Consider the following 18,160-nt stretch of genomic DNA (forward strand, 5'->3'; position numbering starts at 1 on the left):
ATGCTGGCGCTGAAGCCCGTCAGCGCAGGGCCCGCCGGTACCGGCGCCTGACCACCTTTTGAAACACCAGCAGCAGCGGAAACATGGCCCGCCACGGCTGCTGCGGGGCCGCCCGGGTCAAGGAACGCAGCGTCAACAGCACCTTCTCCCCATCCCGGTGCACCAGGAAAGCCTCCTCGCCGCTGACGGGATGGCCCGGCAGGGTCCGGTAGGCAAAGCCCACCTGCCCCGGCCCGTGAACCACTTCGACCACCTCCACCGGCTCCACCACCGTCACACCCAGAACGCTGACAGTGATCCGCAGGCGCTCGCCGGCCAGCACCTGTCCCGGGGAGCTGACGCGGAAACCACTGCGGGTCTTGACCTTCCAGTGCAACAGGTCCTTGGCGGCGCGATGCCACAGCTCCTCTCCTTCCCCCAGCACGGTGGTCGCCTCATACACACGAAAACCGCAGGCCGGCGGCGTCCAATGGGTGGCAGCAGGTTCAGTCATGCCGCACCACCTTGCGGTTGCCACGGAGCCTGTGGGGGGAGTATCGGGATTGTCCGGCAACGACGGCAAGCAGCCAGCTGGCACTTGGCGCGCTTCGGCCCCTGATGCCAGGTGGCGGGCACAAGATCGAAGGCGTGGATGCTGCTGCGGCGCCAGGCGCCATGTGGGGGCACCGGAAGTGGGTCATGCCCCCACGCTAGCGCCAATTGCCCTGATTTGGTGGTGTTGCACCCGAAGCACGTCCACCCGCGGACGATCATGTCAGCAGCCGCATAACACCCTTGTGTCCGGCAACCGGGCGTGCCTACTATTGCTTTCGTTTTTGGAGCTTAGCTACCAAGAAAGTGAAGTTGATCCCTGAAGACGCCCCCAGCGGGTTTGTTTCCAAGCGGTGGGCGCCGCTGGTCCTCACCGAGGTCGGGATCGATCCAGTGTTCTTCGAACGCTGTGTGCTCTCCAAGCCCAAGGACGCGCTGCGTTCTGGCGATACCTGGGTTGAGGGATCCCGGCAATTCCAGAATTTCGATGACCACCTTCTGCCCTGCACACCTTCCAGGAGCGCAAGAACACGGGCTTGGGGCTGCCGGCACTCATTGATCCTGGAACTTATCTTCAGGAACGACGCGAGTTTCTCAATGAGCAGCTCGCGCTGGTGGACCAGTTGGCCACCGCAGATGAACTTCCGGAGGCGTCGATCACCGCTTTGGGGTTGAAGACTTTGGGGTTGAAGACGGCACCCTTGGAAACGATCGTGCCCGAAGCAGCCAAAGCTTTGATCAACCAGGTCTCGGGCATGCTCCCACGGATCCCGATCACGAGCCTTCTTCTCAAAGTCGATTCCAAAACAGGGTTCACCAACGATTTCCCGTACCTGAAGTCCGGGGCGCAGGCGAAGGACAAAACACTGCTCTTGACCGCGATCCTGGCAGACGGCATCAACCTGGGTCTGACGAAAATGCTCCACATCCAGTCCATGCACGTCCGCGATGAAACCCACTCAGCAGCCCCGGCAATGTTCGTCAACGCCCAGAATCAACACCCATAAGAGCCAGGAACGACCAGTTCATAGTCAGGTAGGCGGAGTCAAGCGCCGGCGAGGTTGCTAACCCGGCGTCGCCTCCGGGTATCTGATCTACGTGGACCGTGGCGGTTATCACAGCAGTAAGTAGAGTGATAAGTAAGGCAAGGATAATAAGACTGATGGCTCCAATCCATGCGGCAATCTCGATTCGAGGGTTCCGGGGGCGGGGAACCGGCTGCAGGAGCTTTTCCTTACCAGCCGCCGCTGCCCGGGCCGCCTTTGAAGGGCCCCACAATGTTTTTGGTGATCCAGCCTCCGTAGAAGTCCCCTTCCTGGAAGGTGACCTGCTCGCCGTCGACCTCACATGACTCCATCCGGCTCGGATACAATGCCACGCGGGTGCCGAGCATCTCGAATCCCACTGCAGGGTGCTGGTAGATCCAGCCGGCGCGGGAGGCAATTATGCCATTGGCCACCACATCAAAGTAATGAGCAGTGCCCTTGAACTCGCAAAAGCTTGTGCCCTGCACCGGAACCAGCACTCCGGCCGCGAAGGCTTGCAACGGCAGGTAGTACACCGGGGGATGACTGGTCTCGAGGACCCGCACGGCATCCGTGGTCTCAGCAATGGACTCACCGCCGAGGCAGACCACGACGCGTTCCGAACGTGGCTCCACCCTCGGGGGCCTGGGGTAGTCCCACGCGGATTCCTGTCCCTCCTTCGGCTTGATGCGCAGAGGCCTAGGGGAAAAATTTGAAAAACCTTGAACGGGTGCCATGGCCTCATCATGCCATCTCCTGTCGCATGGCGTTGGGAAAAACCCCGGGCAAACCGCATGGAAGCGAAGCTGGCGGGTCCCAGCTTTTGCCACCGGCGATTGTTAGATAGCTTGGCTAGTGTTTGGCCTCATTGAGGGCCGCAATTATGGGTCGTGGCTGAGCAAGAATCCCTTGGCCCTTGGTTCGTGGACCTGCCCACTTGAGCTCTCCATTGTTCCCCTTGCCTTTAAACTGAGCCTCATGGCGGTGGCGCTGTTCATCACCAATGGGCGTGCACGCGCCCACCGCGGCCAAAGCACGATGCTGGATTTCAGCCTGTTTTCCATTCCTTCGTTTAAAAACGGCAATATTGCCGCAATGATCGTAAGCCTGGGTGAATTCGGCATTATCCTCTCGCTGCCAATTTGGCTGCAAAATGTCATGGGCTATTCAGTTCTTCAAACGGGGCTGGTCCTGCTGCCTCTGGCTGCAGGGTCATTGGCCGCCAGCGGATTTACCGGTGCCTTCGGCAATAGGATTTCCGCCCTGGCGATAGTACGTGCCGGCATAGTTCTCGAACTTGTGGGCGTGGCCCTTTTAGGCTTTATGGTTGGCCCCGAACCGTTTGGCCGTTGGAAGAGACGAGCGAATATCTACCCGGAACCACCTTGTCTAGCAGATAATACATTTCCGGACGTGCTAGTCATCAATTCGTCGGTGAGTTGAACCCCAAATTGTCGGCAAGCCACGGTGTGGATGACAGAATCACCGTCCTGAGCGACATAATGTATTCCAGAGAAAACGATGGTCAGGGATTGCCCGACATCAAAAAGCCGCTTCAGAAGAGGAATCTGCGGCCCCTCTAAAGTTAGTCGGTATTCAATGGCGGCCTGCGCCTCACGAGGGACGCCCAGACTTACACACCGAACCGTTGCAATGGCAAGCAATTCGTCCCCATCGACAGCATCCAGCGATATCAGGTGCCCGGCGTCAGCAATCAGTTGAACTCACGCTCCCTATGCGCAGGTCGCAAGGACGGCCTGTGTTACAGGCTCAGCACCCTTGAGTGAGAGGAGACCGGCGCTCTGATCTTTCACCATGACCATCCAATAGTAAGAGACCGGGCACTGGTTTCTAACGAACTTTTGGCACATAGAGTTTGTGGTGTTAACCCAAGAGACGTTGGCCCTAAGCCACTTAAGGCGGGCATCGCAATTTCCCGGAGAAGTGATGACAGCGTAGTCGTAGGCAACTCAGACACCCGCCATCGGTGTAACAGATTCTTCTGCAACCGTTGTTACGGAATGTGCTACTACAGGTGATGCCGGGCTGGCATTGACTGCACCCATGGAGCCAAAAAATAGCGCTGTTATTATGGCGAAAACGCTCAAAAATTTCTTCACGCTGGTCGTCTTAGTAAAATTCAATTCTTCCCTCTGGAAAACGTCCAGGTAATCTTGGCCAAACTTGCCCTTGAGGCGGTGAAATTGTGCCTCGTGTCCAATCATGGAAGGAATGCGGGGAGCTGTCAAAATTTTCGCCGATGGGTTACGCCGGGCTCCGCATCAGCGAGATGGTTACTCTGGGTGCGGAACAGGATACGTGGGTTGGGGACCATTGCGCGGAAAAGTAGCACCCAGGAACAACCTCCTCGCAACGTTTGCTGATGTTGTGCTTGTGGATTTCCTTGACAATGACGAGTTCCGTTTTGGCCATGGTCAGGACTTTTCAGACGACGTCGGCTATATCGGTTTAATTTTGCCCGGCACGGCGGGGCGGGGAGGACGTTGACGGACTCGCTGGCGGGTTTCTTGGGGAGCTCATTTGGGGGAGTGGTGATGTAGACGACCAAGAACCTGGCCGCGCTGGCCGGAGTACTTCCACTTGACAATCAAGTTCGTGGGTTTGCCCAGGAGCCTGATCGCCGCGGTCTTCCTTGACGCCCAAGGCCTGCGACGATCAAGCGGCGGGCGCTGATGCGGATTTCTGTTACCTCTATTTGTGGGCCGTTTTTTAGGGATCATTGATCTTCAAGGGCAGGATCGTGGCCATCGGCGGGGAGCCCTGCCTTTGGTCCGGCATAGTTTCGATGTTCGACTCCAGAATCGCCGGGGACATTGCTTCTTGCAATGGTTTACCGGGTTTCCGGGGCGCGTTCGTTGGGAACCGGCGGCGGTCTTGTTGCGGACTGTTGCTCGTTGGTTTTTCCTGTTCCTTGCCCGGGTTTGGCCACCAGGACTCGGATCCAATGGGGCGTTGATTTGTGCTGCACATCCAGAGGCCGGCGAAATTTCGTTGGCACTTGGCCGCGGCAGGGCTCATCAACAGCCTGGGCATGCCCAAACGGAATCCTCCAGCAGCCGGCCCGCTGGGACTTCGTTGAGGCGCCGGTGACTGGCTCCCCGGACATCAGGGCGGCTGCTGCTGGAGCCTGCTGCCCGCGGAGAGCGGCAGACGCCGAGACTGGGCGTCCCATACTCTGGATTTTAGTGCCGGCCACGATGTAGGTGCTTCAAGCAACGTGAGACGAACTGGGCCATTGCTTCATCTAACTTGAGGCAGACAGCCCTGATGCTTTATTGCAACAAAGCATCGTGTGCTCAATCGCACTTTCAAGTCCCAACAGGCTCGGGGCGAAAACGCAACCACCAGCACTGAAACCGGCGTAGACCACGGCATCGACCTTAAGACGATCGACAATGATCGCGTCAGCTCCTGATCGGGCCAGGGCAGCCCGGAGCGTAAAGACTTTGCAGCCCGGGACCCAGACAAAGTCCGGTTGACCAAACTTCACGGACCGGCTCGAGGCGTCGTATAACCGTAGCTCGAGCTCGTGTGCAGTAAGTCCAACGCCCGCCAGATTCGTGCGCCCACGTTCAGTTTCCATTCACCGGGCCGCGGGGGCAGCACCATCAAAAGTGTTCATGATTGATCGACCCGTGCCTTTGCCCCGAACAAGGTTCGTGAAGGTTTCAGGACGGTCACCAGGCTGGCGTGAAGACAGATTGAGGCGCGTGGTGCCAGTGTCCATACTTGTACCCAGAGCGTCATTCTCCTATGAACCGTGTACATCCGCATTTGCCCAACGGGGACCCCACTGTGGGACATTAGGACCGTGCTCTGCTGCAGGACGGCGCCGATTGAAGCAAACCAAAATAACTACGGCACATACCAATGCTTAATCAGCTAACCATTGGTATGGTTAAGCCATGTCAATGCTTGAGCGGAACGTGGTTTGGCCATCACTCGGCCACGAAGAGCGGCCCTGGCACAACGTTCAAGACGAGTATGGTTCACGCACGCAAAGACGCCGCGCTGCCGGACCTTATCTGGCGGCGGTGCCACCATGCATTTCCGGACTGGAAATCCCTATCGATGGTGAACTGCAGGCTCTGACCGAAGAAGCAGCAAGTGAACTTGCCCGCTTCGATGCCGAAGTGGGGCACATCGCAGCACCATTTGCAGCCATTCTCTTGCGCACCGAAAGTGCCTCCAGCTCAGAGATGGAGAACCTGACCAGCGGCGCGCGACAGATCGCCTTGGCGGAGCTCGGTGAGCATGCCTCGAAGAATGCGCAGCTGATCGTGGGGAACGTCAGGGCCATGCAGGCTGCTCTCGCATTGTCCGAATCCATTGATGGCCACGCCATCTTGGAAATGCACCGCGCGCTGCTGGAGCAAAGCAACCCCGACATCGTCGGCCATTGGCGAGATCAGCAAGTGTGGATCGGGGGAGGAAGCCTGGGACCCCACACCGCACAGTTCGTCCCGCCCCATCACGAGCGAGTCGCTGCACTCATGGACGATCTTGTCAGCTTTGCCAGTCGCGTCGACCTTCCTGTCCTTGTTCAGACCGCGGTTGCCCATGCCCAATTCGAAACGATCCATCCGTTCCCCGACGGCAATGGCAGAGTCGGTCGAGCACTTATCCAGGCGATGTTGCGTGGGGGGCAGCTAACGCGCAATGTCGCGGTTCCAGTCTCCGCGGGTTTGCTCCATGACACGGGGCGTTATTTCGATGCCCTTGGCGCCTACCGATCCGGGGACGTCGCACCGATAGTCCGTGCCATCGCTGAGGCGTCGTTCGCGGCAGTTCACAATGGTCGAATCCTCGTCGACGACTTGGAAACCGTCCAGCTTCAGTGGCGCGGCCGCGTTAAGGCAAGACGAGACTCCGCTGCCCACCGGCTCGTGAGTATCCTCCTTCGACAGCCAGTCATCGACAGCGCCGCCGCTGCAACTCAACTTGGTATTTCAGCCGTCAATGCCCAGCTCGCTATTAACCGCCTTGTCGATGCCGACGTCTTGATTCAAATCTCAAGCGGAAGACGCAACCGCATATGGCTGGCGAAGGATGTTGTGCGGGTCCTTGACGAGTTCGCCGCTCGGGCCAAGAGACGCCCATAAGGGAACTGTCTAACGGGGACGCGTTGGCGCGCTCTATACTAAATGCCCCCTTCGGGCACCACCTAAACGTCGCGGTACAACGCCGATTTTCATTCAGCTTCGTCGATTTCGCTTCAACCGTTCCACCATGATGACGGTTGCAAGTGCGACGATCATGACGATCGCAGGTCAAAGTACTGACAATCCCAGTTTTAGCAGGCGTACTCCTTAAGATCTTAAAACCGCCAATTAACGTCCAGCTTTAACGCCGGATCTACGGACGACAGCCTGATCGTGACGGTTCCGGGTAGGTCCGAATTCATGGGTAGAACATCCTTCACTGCAATGATTGGTGCTCAATGCGGCGGTCACAAGATCAGTCCTTCGTCGACAGCCGGGCCTTCACCCCGGCGCCCGCGCCGGCAACAATACGCAGCCGCGGCTTCTCCAGTGCGGCAATGGTGACGAGAGCCTTGCTGAGCTTGACGGGGTGGCCAGCCTGCTGGCCATTCAGGCCCGTCCACACGGTGATGGTCTGTTCGGACGTGCGGACGCACAACGAGAACAATCTGCCGCAGCCCAACGGCCCGGGCACCGCGCTCTATGATGCGGACTGGGAATAGCAAATGGGCTTTGGCTCCGCGGTCAACGAACTCTTCCGGCAGCACCTTGCAGATCACGGCATTTCAAACGTCGACACCGCGGGACATGGCATCGAATCCCGCATGCAAGGTGATTGCAGCGCCACTCAATGAATTGCCACGCACGCAGCGGACAGCTCATAAACTGCCTTGCGTCCATGATGCGCCGGATATAGGAGCAGTTTGCCTCATCCCGATACGGGTGCACCGGGACGGCCGGAAGAGGGCCGGACACTGGAAGGAACTGGTGTGGAGCCGGGGTCCGACGTGGATTGTGGCCGCTCCCTGGGGTTCAATGGATCCGGCGGCCTGGCCGAAGCTGATGCTGTTGAACAGGGCAGGGTCTACTCGTTTCGTGCCGTTGAGGATGGCCAGGACGGCTGCCGTGCGAATGGGGGAAGGAGAGGCTGAGGTTTCGTCCGGTGCGGTGGTGCAGGCACTGGCTGTGGTCCATGAGCGAGCCCGGTTTGTGGTCATGAAGGCGAAGCCCGTCGTCAAAGGCGGTGACCAGGGAGTTCCATTCTTTGATGAGCGGGAACGGGCCGCTGGTCATCAGCACGGAGCGGGGGGAGATTTACCGGTCCGCTGTCCTGTGAACAGGCCGGCGTTTACCACGTCGATCCCGGCATAGACGAAGGTGGCGGGCATGTGTTCGGTGAACTGATTAAGGTGACCGGACATGTCCTCCTCGGCGCTGGTAGCCGATTTCACGTTCTGCCCGGCCCGGTAGGGCAGCCCAAGGAGGTCCACGAATTCGCCGGCAAGTTTCTTGGGTGCCTTTTTGGGGGAGTGGTGGCACGGACGGCCGGGATCATGTCCCGCCGCTGGGGGAATTTCCCTTTAACGAGCAGCTCACGGGTTTGACCGGGGAGCTTGATCGCGGCCGTTTTTCGAAGGCACAAGGGCCCCAGACGACCATGCCGCGGCGGGCGCTGATCTCCCGCTGGTCGAGCATCATCAGCGACCTTGCCTGGTTCATGACGTAATGAACTGCAAAGCTTTTTGCAGGGAATAATCCGGAGTGGCAGTTGAGGCGCTGCTCAGCGTAAGACTTGCATTTCGATGCGCTGTTCCGGGCGGGGGCGCGACGTTCGCGGCCGCCGGCTTTGGATGGTTTGGGGCGGATGGGAAGGCACGGGTCAGCAGGCCATCGATGTCTTCCTTGATGGTTGCCTCTGATGGGCTGGTGATTCAGCAGTCCGTCACGATCTGGCGGTCGTGTTCCCAGATGCCGTCTCCGAAGGGTTCAGGTGCGGTGTGAAGCCGGCACCAGAAGGCGGTGATCCACGCGTGTCCTGATGGTTTCGGACCCATGCGCGGGAGACACCGACAGGGCCTTACTGCGTTTCCCCTTGATTCTTCAGACAGCCATACCTAAGTTCCGTCCCCGGGAGGGGCTCAGCCACTTCCATACCCCCTTATTCGCATTAGTTGACATAATGTAGATTATCGGCGTTACCGGCGGTTGTCCGGAAGGGGCTGAACGTCCTTGTCTTGCTGATATTAAAAACCTTCCAAATAAGCCCTCCCGTGCCTCATTTGGCCCAACTTGGCCTTCCGCACACCTGGGTTGCTTGCCCGCGCGGCGGGCGTGGATCAACTCGTGGGCAGCCTTGCTGCCAGTCCCAGCTCAGGACCATGGAACACCAAGGCCCGCCCGCTCACGTCACCCCATAATCCGGGCCAGAAAATGCCCGCAGCTTGACATAATGCACCCGTCAACACGGCCAAAAACCCCGGTTTCCGTTTTTCTTTGTTTTCACCCGGGTCAAGGCTTGGCGCCGATCACCAAGCCGTTTGATCGGCGGGATGGCAAAAGCCTCCAGCCCGCAAGGATCCAGGGCGGCCCCGTCAGGTCCCCAGCTCAAAGCCCTGCCGACGCTCCCCGTAAATCCTGCCTGTCCGCGGCCAAGCTGATGCAGGCACACACCTCAGCTGGCTGCGCGTGGCCGCCCATATTGCCCCGACTCCCCTGCAAAATCCCGCCACCAGACGGGAAACTGTCCGGCGGCGGCCCGCCACAAGGACTGCCCCGCGCCGCCAACGGCCAGCGTATCCGGCCCCAAAAGTGGACTACTGGCCAACATAGGCCGCCAGGTGTTCCCCCGTCAGCGTCTGCCGGCTGGCCACCAGATCAGCCGGCGCGCCCTGGAAAACCACCGTACCGCCGTCGTTCCCGGCGCCGGGGCCCAGATCTATGATCCAGTCGGCTTGGGCCATGACCGCCTGGTGGTGCTCAATGACAATGACCGACTTTCCGGCGTCCACCAAACGGTCCAGCAGCCCCAGGAGACGTTCCACATCGGCCAGGTGCAGCCCCGTGGTGGGCTCGTCCAGGACATACACGCCGCCCTTCTCACCCAGGTGCGTGGCCAGCTTGATGCGCTGGCGCTCCCCGCCGGAGAGAGTGGTCAGCGGTTGTCCCAGCTTAAGGTAGCCCAGACCCACATCGCAGAGCCGGCTGACGATCTTGTGTGCGGCCGGCAATTTGCCGTCGCCCCCGCGGAAGAACTCCTCAGCCTGCTCCCCCGACATGTTCAGCACTTCGCTGATGTTCTTCCCACCCAGACGGTATTCCAGCACCGCCGCCTGGAATCGGCGTCCCTCGCACTCCTCGCAGACCGTGGAGACACCGGCCATCATGCCCAGATCGGTGTAGATGACCCCGGCGCCGTTGCAGGTGGGGCAGGCGCCTTCGGAATTGGGGCTGAACAGGGCGGGTTTGACGCCGTTGGCCTTGGCGAATGCCTTGCGGATGGGTTCCAGCATGCCCGTGTAGGTGGCGGGATTGCTGCGGCGGGACCCGCGGATGGCACCCTGGTCCACGGAAACCACGCCTTCCCGGCCGGCGACCGAGCCGTGGATCAGCGAACTTTTCCCGGAACCGGCCACACCCGTGACCACCGTCAGCACGCCCAGCGGAATGTCCACATCCACGCTCTTTAAATTGTTCTCCGAGGCGCCGCGGATTTCCAGGACTCCGGAGCCGTCCCGGCAGGCAGGCTTAAGTGCCACCCGGTCATCGAGGTGCTTGCCGGTAAGGGTCCGGCTGGACCGCAGCCCGGCCAGGCTGCCGGCATAGACCACCTCGCCGCCGTCGGATCCGGCACCCGGGCCCAGATCCACCACGTGGTCGGCAATGGCAATGGCCTCGGGCTTGTGCTCCACCACCAGGACGGTGTTGCCCTTGTCCCGCAGCTGGCGCAGCAGCGTGTTCATGCGCTCAATGTCATGCGGGTGCAGGCCAATGGTGGGCTCGTCAAAGACATAGGTGATGTCGGTCAGGGAGGACCCAAGGTGGCGGATCATTTTGGTGCGCTGCGACTCCCCGCCGGACAGGGTGCCCGAGGGCCTGTCCAGGGACAGGTACCCCAGACCAATGTCCACGAAGGAGTCCAGGGTCTCCCCCAACGCCGCCAGCAGGGGTGCCACGGCCGGCTCGCCAAGGGAGCGCACCCAGACGGCCAGGTCGCTGATCTGCATGGCACAGGCGTCGGCAATGCTGACCCCGTTGATCCTGGAGTTGCGGGCGTGGGCTGCGAGCCGGCTGCCGTTGCATTCGGGGCAGGTGGTGAAGACCACCGCACGTTCCACAAACGCCCGGACGTGCGGCTGCATGGCATCAACATCCTTGGCCAGCATGGACTTCTGCAGCTTGGGAATGATGCCCTCGTAGCTCAGGTTGATGCCCTCGACCTTGATTTTGACAGGCTCCCTGTACAACAGGTCATGGAGTTCGGTCTTGGTGAACCGGCCCAGCTTCTTGTCCATGTCAAAAAAGCCGGTCCCGGCAAAAATGCGCCCGTACCAGCCGTCCATGCTGTACCCCGGAACCGTCAGGGCACCTTCGGACAGTGACTTCCCGGCGTCGAACAGGGCTGCCAGGTTAAAGTCGTTGACCTTGCCCATGCCTTCACAGCGCGGACACATGCCACCGGTGACGGAAAAGCTGCGGCGTTCCTTGACCGTCTCCCCCGCCTTTTCCATGGTCACGGCGCCGGAGCCTGAAATGGAGGCAACATTGAAGGAGTAGGCCTGTGGGGAACCAATGTGCGGCTGCGCCACCCGGCTGAAAACTATGCGCAGCATGGCATTGGCGTCGGTCACCGTGCCCACGGTGGAGCGTGGATTGGCGCCCATCCGCTCCTGGTCCACCACAATGGCCGTGGTCAGCCCCTCCAGCACATCCACGTCGGGGCGCGCCAGCGTGGGCATGAAGCCCTGCACAAATGCGCTGTACGTTTCATTGATCATGCGCTGGGACTCGGCGGCAATGGTGCCAAAGACCAGTGAGCTTTTGCCCGAACCGGAGACGCCGGTAAACACTGTCAGCCGGCGTTTGGGGATTTCCACACTGACGTTTTTGAGGTTGTTCACCCGTGCCCCGCGCACCCGGATCATCTCGTGGCTGTCAGCCTGGTGCGCCACCGGGACATTGCCGGCATTGTTGCTGGACATGGCTCTCATTTCCTTGCGTGCGCCCCGGACCGGGCCACCTGGCTACGATTCTAAAGCCGGTTTGCTGCCCACGAACAGTTCACACTGGTCGTTGTAGTATTTTTTGCTGGTACCGAGGTGTTCCATGCCCAGGCGGCGGCAGACGCTTTGCGAGGCCTCATTGGCGGGATTGGTCACCGCCACCACTTTTTCCAGCCCGGAGGCGAAGGCGTGGGACAGGACGGCGCCGGCCGCCTCGGAGGCGTAACCGTTGCCCCAGTGGTCGGGGTGGAAGTGCCAACCAATTTCAATGTCAGCAGAGGGCTGCAGCGGCTCTTCACCGGAGGCGGGAATGGGCTTGAGCAACACGGTTCCCACCGGCGTTCCATCATCCTTGCGCGTCACTGCCCAGATGCCATGCACCGGGTGCTGGAGATCCTGAAAGCGCCGCACGCGCTCTTCAGCCTCGGAACGGCTGGCCATCACCACCGGCTCGGTGCCAATGAAACGCTGCACCAACCATCGGGAGTACAAATCGTAGGCAAAGTCGACGTCCGAATCCTGCCACGGGCGCAGGGCAAGACGGTCAGTGGTGAGGGGTTCGGTCATTGCTTCATTATGCACAGCTTTTCCGGCTGCACACCCACGCCACGGCGGCTGCAGGGTAGCCTTGCCGTAATAAAGAAAGCATTACTGTACTCTACGCACGCGCCTGCAGTGTGCGGCGGCATCGAAGGAACATTTTATGACGGCTGAGCAGCCACGACACTGGCAAAACGCGGCCGCAAAAGCGCACCCCTGCCCCGCTTCCGTACTGGATCCGTCCCACGTCCAGGGCATCGTGCAGGAAATTCTTGCCGCTGACGAGCTGCCGCCCATTGTCCAGGCCGGCCACCCCGCGCTGCGTGCTCCGGCCCTGCCGTTCACCGGCCAATTGAGCCATTCCCAACTTCAACAGTTGATTGAAATCATGGTGGCCACCATGCGTGCGGCCCCCGGTGTGGGCCTGGCGGCACCCCAGCTGGGCATTCCGCTGCAATTGGCGGTCCTCGAGGACCAGTATGAAGTGAGCCCGGAAAGCGCCGCTGCCCGCTCCCGCGAACCGCTGGAGCTCTTCACCATCCTCAATCCCCGGTACACGCCGGTGGGAAGTGCAACTGCCGCCCACTATGAGGGGTGCTTGTCCATGGCCGGCTGGCAGGCGGTGGTGGACCGCGCCGGGACAGTGGATTTGGCGTACGACGACGAAACCGGCACCGCGCGCATCCGCCGCCTTGACGGATGGCAGGCCCGCATCGCCCAACACGAGACCGACCACCTTCAGGGCACCCTCTACCTGGACAAGGCCCACACCCGTTCCTTGAGCTCCAATGCCGAATACACCCGCAACTGGGCCGGTCTCGACCTTGCCGCCACGCGGCGGGAGCTGGGATTTTAGCCGGTGCCGGCTTGCCCGCCTCCGGGCCGAAGGCAGCGTGGGCCCGGCCCAACTGCCCCTAGGATTGCCTTATGAATAACCGCGCGTTCAATGCCCTGCTGTGCCCCCATTGCGGCTTGGGCTTCACCCCCGCGGCGGCGCACCCCCCGAACATCACCTGCGCGCAGGGCCACAGCTTTGACGTGGCCAGGCAGGGCTACGTGAACCTGCTGACCGGTTCCGGCACCAAGTTCGCCTCCGACACCACGGCCATGGTCGCAGCACGCGAGGCCTTTCTCGACGCCGGCCACTACCTGCCCCTGGCCCAGGCGTTGACAACTCAGGTGCAGCAGCTCCTCGGTGCCGCCACGGAACAAAATCCGGCGCTGGTGGTGGATGCCGGGACTGGAACGGGCTGGTATTTGCAGCAAGTGTGCGCGGCCCTTGCCGTTCCCGTGGCGGCGGTGGGGCTGGACATCTCAAAATATGCCCTGCGCCGTGCCGCCCGGCGCAATCCGCAGGCCGTCAGTGTGGTCTGGGACCTGTGGCAGCCCTTGCCCGTCCACACGGGTGTGGCAGATCTGGTGCTGGTGGTGTTTGCCCCGCGCAATGCCGCGGAATTTGCCCGCATCCTCAAGCCCGAAGGCGCGCTCGTGGTCATCACCCCCACGGCCGCGCATTTGGCGTCCATGGCCCGGGAGATGGGCATGCTGGGCATTCAGGAGGGCAAGGAGGAGGCGCTCATTCAGGCACTGGCGCAGCACTTTGCTCCGGCCGGCTCCACCGAACTGGAAGTGCCCCTGGAACTCAGCCCGGCCGACGTCGGCAACGTGGCACTGATGGGGCCAGCTGGCCACCATCTGGACGCAGCCGCGCTGAAAGCGCGCCTGCCACAGCTGCCGCCAGTGACAAAAGCCACCGCCGGCTTCCGGATTTCCGTCTTCAGGCCAGCGGCTGCACACTAGGCACCCTCAAGGGCGTGGCAGCAGGGCGGGCTTCTGATCGTGCAGCTCCACGCGCAGCCACCGCAGCATCACCTGGGTGAGAGGGCCTACCCCAAACGCAAACGCCGCAGTGCCCGCGCCCACCACTCCGCCCAACAAAAAACCCACCACCACAACACTGAGCTCTATGCCGGTGCGGATCAGCCATACGGGCTTGCCCGTGAGCCTGACCAATCCCGTCATCAGCCCATCACGGGGCCCGGCGCCCAGGCCGGCGCCCAGGTACAGTGCCGTGGCGAAGGACAACAGCAGCAGCCCGGCGGCGAAGGTTCCGGCCTGCGCCACCAGCAGCTGGGCCTGCGGAATGAACGCCAGGCCCAGATCGGCAAAGAGTCCCACCAAGAGGGCATTGGCCAGGGTGCCGAATCCCGGCCGCTGCTTCAGGGGAATCCACAGCAGCAGCACCACCGCGCTGATGAGGATGGTGCACAGGCCAAAGGAAATGCCGGTGGTCCGGGACAGGCCCTGGGCAAACACGTCCCACGGTGAGGCGCCAATGTTTCCCCGAATCATCAGGGCAATGCCAAAGCCGAAAAACGCCAGACCCACAAGAAGCCGAAGCAGACGGACGGCCAGGTGTTCGGCATGAAGGAAGCGGCGCATGGTCCAAGTCTAGGGCGGGGTGTCCCCTGCCCCGCGCAGACCTCCCGCGCACCCGGCGGTTGTGATGGGGACCCGTCATTTTAGGGGATTTTCGGGCCGCTGCGTAGTAGTCTCAAAGGAACGCTAAACAAGTCTCTAAGGGGGACTCAGTGCTTGACTGGATAAATGATTTCGGTTGGATTCTCTGGTTGACAATTTTTCTGCTGTTGGCCGTCGCCGAGATGCTGACGCTAAACCTGTACTTCATCCTGATGTCCGTGGGGGCGCTCGCTGCGCTGGTGGCGTTCCTGCTGGGCGCGCCGCTGTGGTTGCAGATTGTCATCTTCGCCGTGGTGGCCCTGGCCACCACGGTCCTGATCAGGCCGTTGGCGTTGGCCCACCTGCACCGCGGACCGGCGGATCAGCTCTCCAATGTGGAGCGCTTGATTGGCCACCAGGCCGTGGTGCTGGAGACCGTGGGCTCCGGCGGCGGCCTGGTGAAAATTGGCGGTGACATTTGGACGGCCAGGATCAACAGCGGAGCCGACATCCCGGTGGGGACAAATGTGGAGGTGGCCGCGATTGAGGGAGCCACCGCCATCATCAGCCCCCCGGCCACACACAGCCCCAGCGGAACAGCCGCCACAACTGCCTAGGCGCCGCTGCAGAGACGGCCACCGGCGCAGACCGGTGGCGTTGCATGGTGCACACAATGTATGAAGAGAAAGAGGGGATTTCATGGGAGACGGAGCCAGCACCATTGCGTGGTTGTTTGTTGTCGCAGTCCTGTTGATTTTTGTTGTTATTGTCCTGGTGCGGGCGGTGCGGATCATTCCGCAGGCCAGGGCCGGCGTGGTGGAGCGGCTGGGCAAGTACCAGCGCACGCTCAATCCGGGTTTGACCATTTTGATTCCATTTGTGGACCGCCTGCTGCCACTGTTGGACCTGCGTGAACAAGTGGTTTCCTTCCCGCCGCAGCCCGTGATCACCGAAGACAACCTGGTGGTCTCCATTGATACCGTGGTGTATTTTCAGGTCACGGACCCGCGTGCCGCCACCTATGAGATTGCCAACTACATTCAGGCCGTGGAGCAGTTGACCACCACCACGCTGCGCAACGTGGTGGGTGGCTTGAACCTTGAGGAAGCCTTGACCTCGCGTGATCAAATCAATGGTCAGCTCCGTGGCGTGCTGGATGAGGCCACCGGCCGCTGGGGCATCCGCGTCAGCCGCGTGGAGCTCAAAGCCATTGATCCGCCCCTGTCCATCCAGGATTCCATGGAAAAGCAGATGCGTGCCGAGCGTGACCGCCGTGCAGCGATTTTGACTGCCGAAGGAACCAAACAATCAGCCATTTTGACGGCTGAAGGTGAACGCCAGTCCTCCATTCTGAAGGCCGAGGGTGACGCCAAGGCCGCCATCCTGCGCGCCGACGGTGAGTCACAGGCCATCCAGAAGGTCTTCAGTGCCATCCACAAGGGCAACCCCACACAGAAACTGCTGGCCTACCAGTACCTGCAGACGCTGCCCAAGATCGCCGACGGCACCTCCAACAAGCTGTGGATCATTCCCAGCGAGGTGGGCGAGGCTTTGAAGGGCATCGGCAATGTGCTGGGGACCAGCACCCCCGACGCGGACGACGCCGTGGATCTGAGCAAGGCGCCCTGACGGAAGGTTCAGCCCTGGAATAAGCAGGCACGTCAGCTTTCGCGCGGTCAAGCACTATAATGGGTGTTTGGCCGCGCGGCTTTTTGCCCGGCCCCATATTTTCGCCCTCCGGCGCAGGAACAATTGTGCGCGGGGGTGCGTTGGAACCAGATAGAGATCAACGTCCCGCCACGAGCATGGGGTGGGCCGGGAACAAATTGAAGGAGAAGTCATGAGCGATCGCAGCCTGCGTGGCATGCGCCTGGGCGCACAGAGCATGGAGACCGAATCTGGTGTGGAGCCGGCTCCCCGCCAGCGCGTGGAGTACCGCTGCGCTGATGGCGAGCAGGTGTTTGTCATGTTCTCTTCCGAGGCTGAAATTCCCGCCTCGTGGACATCCAAGACCGGCAAGGAAGCCCTTCTGGTCAATGGTGAAGCTCCGGACACCTCCAATGACAAGCCCATCCGCACCCACTGGGACATGCTTCTGGAGCGCCGCACGCTTCCGGAGCTGGAAACCATTTTGGCTGACAGGTTGACCGTGCTGCGTGAAAAGCGCGGCGAAAAGGTCTAATCCGGCTCCAGGCGGGACGGGAAAAGGTGGGCGCCCTTCCGGGCGCCCACCTTTTTGTTAAAACCAGTCCCGGACGGACGGCTACTGCGAGACCCTGGTCCCCCGGATTTTGCCCTTGAGCGTGTTCCAGCGCGCCGACAGGCCCCACTTGGTGACGTTCAGCATGGCTTCTTGAACAATGTTGCCGCTCATCTTGGAGGCGCCGAATTCACGCTCCACGAAGGTGATGGGCACCTCCACCACCCTCATGCCCTGTTGCACCACGCGCCAGAGCATGTCCACCTGGAAGCCGTAACCAACGGAGGCCACGGCGGAAAAGTCCAGGGCCTCCAGGGTGCTGCGGCGGAACGCGCGGTAGCCGCCGGTGACATCGCGGATGGAAATGCCCAACAGCACCCGGGAGTACAGGCTGCCGCAGGTGGAGATGACCTTGCGGTGCAGCGGCCAGTTGACCACTTCCCCGCCGGGAACCCAGCGGGAGCCAAGGACCAGATCGGCGCCTTGATCCACGGCGTCCAACAACAGCGGCAGCTGCTCGGGTTTATGGGATCCGTCGGCATCCATCTCCACCAGGACCTCGTATCCGGCAGCCAGTCCCCAGGCGAACCCTGCCAGGTAGGCTGCACCGAGCCCCTCCTTGCCGGCACGGTGCAAGACGTGAACCTGCCCGTCGCCGGCGGCAAAGTCATCGGCCCACCCGCCGGTGCCATCCGGGCTGTTGTCGTCCACCACCAGGACGTCGGAGTGGGGCACTGCGGCCCGCAACCTGGCGAGCGTCTTAGGCAGCGATTCAATTTCGTTATAGGTGGGGATGATCGTCAGGACACGCAGCAATTGGTGCCTTTCCGTGGTCTCGATGGTTCGCAATAAAGGTGCAGCAGGCAGCCGGCACGCGGCGCCAATCAACCAGTATACGGGAGCACGGGTCAAAAAAAGATAAGTCCACGCGCCTTCGGACCAAGGCAGCCGCTCCCGGTGGCGGGCAGCTGCCTTGTTTTCTAGTGGCACGTGGACTTATCCAAGGTGTCGGTCCAACGCCTTCTTGCACCGACCGGTTCCCTCACAGTGAGGTTCTCCGCTCCCCTAAAGCTAGTGTCCAGCTCAGGGCAGTGTCAATATGCAGCTGACCTGCCACGATGCGCATCGTCGCAGGTCAGAGGCCCTTTGTCGGTTCCGATATTTATTGGCGGGACCAGCATG

Annotated in this window: 18 protein-coding genes; 9 read left to right on the forward strand and 9 right to left on the reverse strand. The window is 61.2% G+C overall.

The window, feature by feature from the left end:
- Window positions 1-19: 19 nt before the first annotated feature.
- Complete coding sequence (locus ACFUCV_RS06710) at window positions 20-493, reverse strand: DUF1990 family protein (protein ID WP_380813728.1); 474 nt, start codon at window positions 491-493, stop codon at window positions 20-22.
- Between the two features lie 574 nt (window positions 494-1,067).
- Here ACFUCV_RS06710 and ACFUCV_RS06715 point away from each other — a divergent pair.
- Window positions 1,068-1,538, forward strand: coding sequence for a Tn3 family transposase (locus ACFUCV_RS06715; RefSeq protein WP_380813731.1), 471 nt, complete (start codon window positions 1,068-1,070; stop codon window positions 1,536-1,538).
- Window positions 1,539-1,765: 227 nt separating this feature from the next.
- Here the strand turns inward: ACFUCV_RS06715 and ACFUCV_RS06720 are convergent, their stop codons facing one another.
- Window positions 1,766-2,191 carry a DUF427 domain-containing protein gene (locus tag ACFUCV_RS06720; RefSeq protein WP_380813734.1) on the reverse strand — a complete coding sequence of 142 codons (426 nt, stop codon included), beginning with the start codon at window positions 2,189-2,191 and terminating at the stop codon, window positions 1,766-1,768.
- Window positions 2,192-2,411: 220 nt separating this feature from the next.
- Here ACFUCV_RS06720 and ACFUCV_RS06725 point away from each other — a divergent pair, with 220 nt between their 5' ends.
- Complete coding sequence (locus ACFUCV_RS06725; protein ID WP_380813737.1) at window positions 2,412-2,999, forward strand: hypothetical protein; 588 nt, start codon at window positions 2,412-2,414, stop codon at window positions 2,997-2,999.
- A 527-nt stretch (window positions 3,000-3,526) separates the two neighbouring features.
- On the opposite strand, the gene ACFUCV_RS06730 is transcribed toward ACFUCV_RS06725, so the two are convergent.
- Together ACFUCV_RS06730 and ACFUCV_RS06735 are read right to left on the reverse strand one after the other, a co-directional pair.
- A complete protein-coding gene (locus ACFUCV_RS06730) occupies window positions 3,527-3,781 on the reverse strand; it encodes a hypothetical protein (RefSeq protein ID WP_380813740.1) in 255 nt (84 codons plus the stop codon).
- A 1,040-nt stretch (window positions 3,782-4,821) separates the two neighbouring features.
- A complete protein-coding gene (locus tag ACFUCV_RS06735) occupies window positions 4,822-5,160 on the reverse strand; it encodes a Type 1 glutamine amidotransferase-like domain-containing protein (RefSeq protein WP_380813743.1) in 339 nt (112 codons plus the stop codon).
- 322 nt (window positions 5,161-5,482) lie between these two features.
- On the opposite strand from ACFUCV_RS06735, the gene ACFUCV_RS06740 reads away from it, so the two are divergent.
- Window positions 5,483-6,679 (forward strand): Fic family protein, encoded by a 1,197-nt coding sequence (locus tag ACFUCV_RS06740; protein WP_380813746.1) that lies wholly within the window; start codon window positions 5,483-5,485, stop codon window positions 6,677-6,679.
- Window positions 6,680-7,034: 355 nt separating this feature from the next.
- On the opposite strand, the gene ACFUCV_RS06745 is transcribed toward ACFUCV_RS06740, so the two are convergent.
- Entirely contained in the window at window positions 7,035-7,217 is a 183-nt protein-coding gene (locus ACFUCV_RS06745) for a hypothetical protein (protein WP_380813748.1), read from the reverse strand.
- A gap of 855 nt (window positions 7,218-8,072) precedes the next feature.
- Between ACFUCV_RS06745 and ACFUCV_RS06750 the strand changes: the two genes are divergently transcribed.
- Complete coding sequence (locus tag ACFUCV_RS06750) at window positions 8,073-8,285, forward strand: hypothetical protein (RefSeq protein ID WP_380813750.1); 213 nt, start codon at window positions 8,073-8,075, stop codon at window positions 8,283-8,285.
- A 1,087-nt stretch (window positions 8,286-9,372) separates the two neighbouring features.
- On the opposite strand, the gene ACFUCV_RS06755 is transcribed toward ACFUCV_RS06750, so the two are convergent.
- Window positions 9,373-11,757 carry an ATP-binding cassette domain-containing protein gene (locus ACFUCV_RS06755; RefSeq protein ID WP_380813753.1) on the reverse strand — a complete coding sequence of 795 codons (2,385 nt, stop codon included), beginning with the start codon at window positions 11,755-11,757 and terminating at the stop codon, window positions 9,373-9,375.
- A 42-nt stretch (window positions 11,758-11,799) separates the two neighbouring features.
- Window positions 11,800-12,345, reverse strand: coding sequence for a GNAT family N-acetyltransferase (locus tag ACFUCV_RS06760; protein WP_380813756.1), 546 nt, complete (start codon window positions 12,343-12,345; stop codon window positions 11,800-11,802).
- Between the two features lie 136 nt (window positions 12,346-12,481).
- On the opposite strand from ACFUCV_RS06760, the gene ACFUCV_RS06765 reads away from it, so the two are divergent.
- Both ACFUCV_RS06765 and ACFUCV_RS06770 read left to right on the forward strand, forming a co-directional pair.
- On the forward strand, window positions 12,482-13,174 hold the full coding sequence (locus ACFUCV_RS06765) for a peptide deformylase (protein ID WP_380813759.1): 693 nt from the start codon (window positions 12,482-12,484) through the stop codon (window positions 13,172-13,174).
- A 71-nt stretch (window positions 13,175-13,245) separates the two neighbouring features.
- A complete protein-coding gene (locus tag ACFUCV_RS06770) occupies window positions 13,246-14,118 on the forward strand; it encodes a putative RNA methyltransferase (protein ID WP_380813762.1) in 873 nt (290 codons plus the stop codon).
- Between the two features lie 6 nt (window positions 14,119-14,124).
- On the opposite strand, the gene ACFUCV_RS06775 is transcribed toward ACFUCV_RS06770, so the two are convergent.
- The gene (locus ACFUCV_RS06775) at window positions 14,125-14,760 is read right to left on the reverse strand and encodes a YitT family protein (protein ID WP_380813765.1); all 636 of its coding nucleotides are present in this window, start codon (window positions 14,758-14,760) and stop codon (window positions 14,125-14,127) included.
- 188 nt (window positions 14,761-14,948) lie between these two features.
- Between ACFUCV_RS06775 and ACFUCV_RS06780 the strand changes: the two genes are divergently transcribed.
- The 3 genes from ACFUCV_RS06780 to ACFUCV_RS06790 all read left to right on the forward strand — a co-directional run bounded on the left by ACFUCV_RS06780 (window position 14,949) and on the right by ACFUCV_RS06790 (window position 16,960).
- A complete protein-coding gene (locus ACFUCV_RS06780; RefSeq protein WP_380813768.1) occupies window positions 14,949-15,395 on the forward strand; it encodes an NfeD family protein in 447 nt (148 codons plus the stop codon).
- 82 nt (window positions 15,396-15,477) lie between these two features.
- Complete coding sequence (locus ACFUCV_RS06785; RefSeq protein ID WP_380813771.1) at window positions 15,478-16,407, forward strand: SPFH domain-containing protein; 930 nt, start codon at window positions 15,478-15,480, stop codon at window positions 16,405-16,407.
- Window positions 16,408-16,618: 211 nt separating this feature from the next.
- The gene (locus ACFUCV_RS06790) at window positions 16,619-16,960 is read left to right on the forward strand and encodes an RNA polymerase-binding protein RbpA (protein ID WP_380813774.1); all 342 of its coding nucleotides are present in this window, start codon (window positions 16,619-16,621) and stop codon (window positions 16,958-16,960) included.
- An 81-nt stretch (window positions 16,961-17,041) separates the two neighbouring features.
- Here the strand turns inward: ACFUCV_RS06790 and ACFUCV_RS06795 are convergent, their stop codons facing one another.
- Window positions 17,042-17,791: a polyprenol monophosphomannose synthase gene (locus ACFUCV_RS06795; protein ID WP_380813856.1), complete on the reverse strand. Its 750-nt coding sequence runs from the start codon at window positions 17,789-17,791 to the stop codon at window positions 17,042-17,044.
- Between the last annotated feature and the right edge of the window lie 369 nt (window positions 17,792-18,160).

Origin of the sequence: Specibacter sp. NPDC057265 (genome assembly GCF_042668835.1) — a bacterium.
Taxonomy (GTDB): domain Bacteria; phylum Actinomycetota; class Actinomycetes; order Actinomycetales; family Micrococcaceae; genus Specibacter.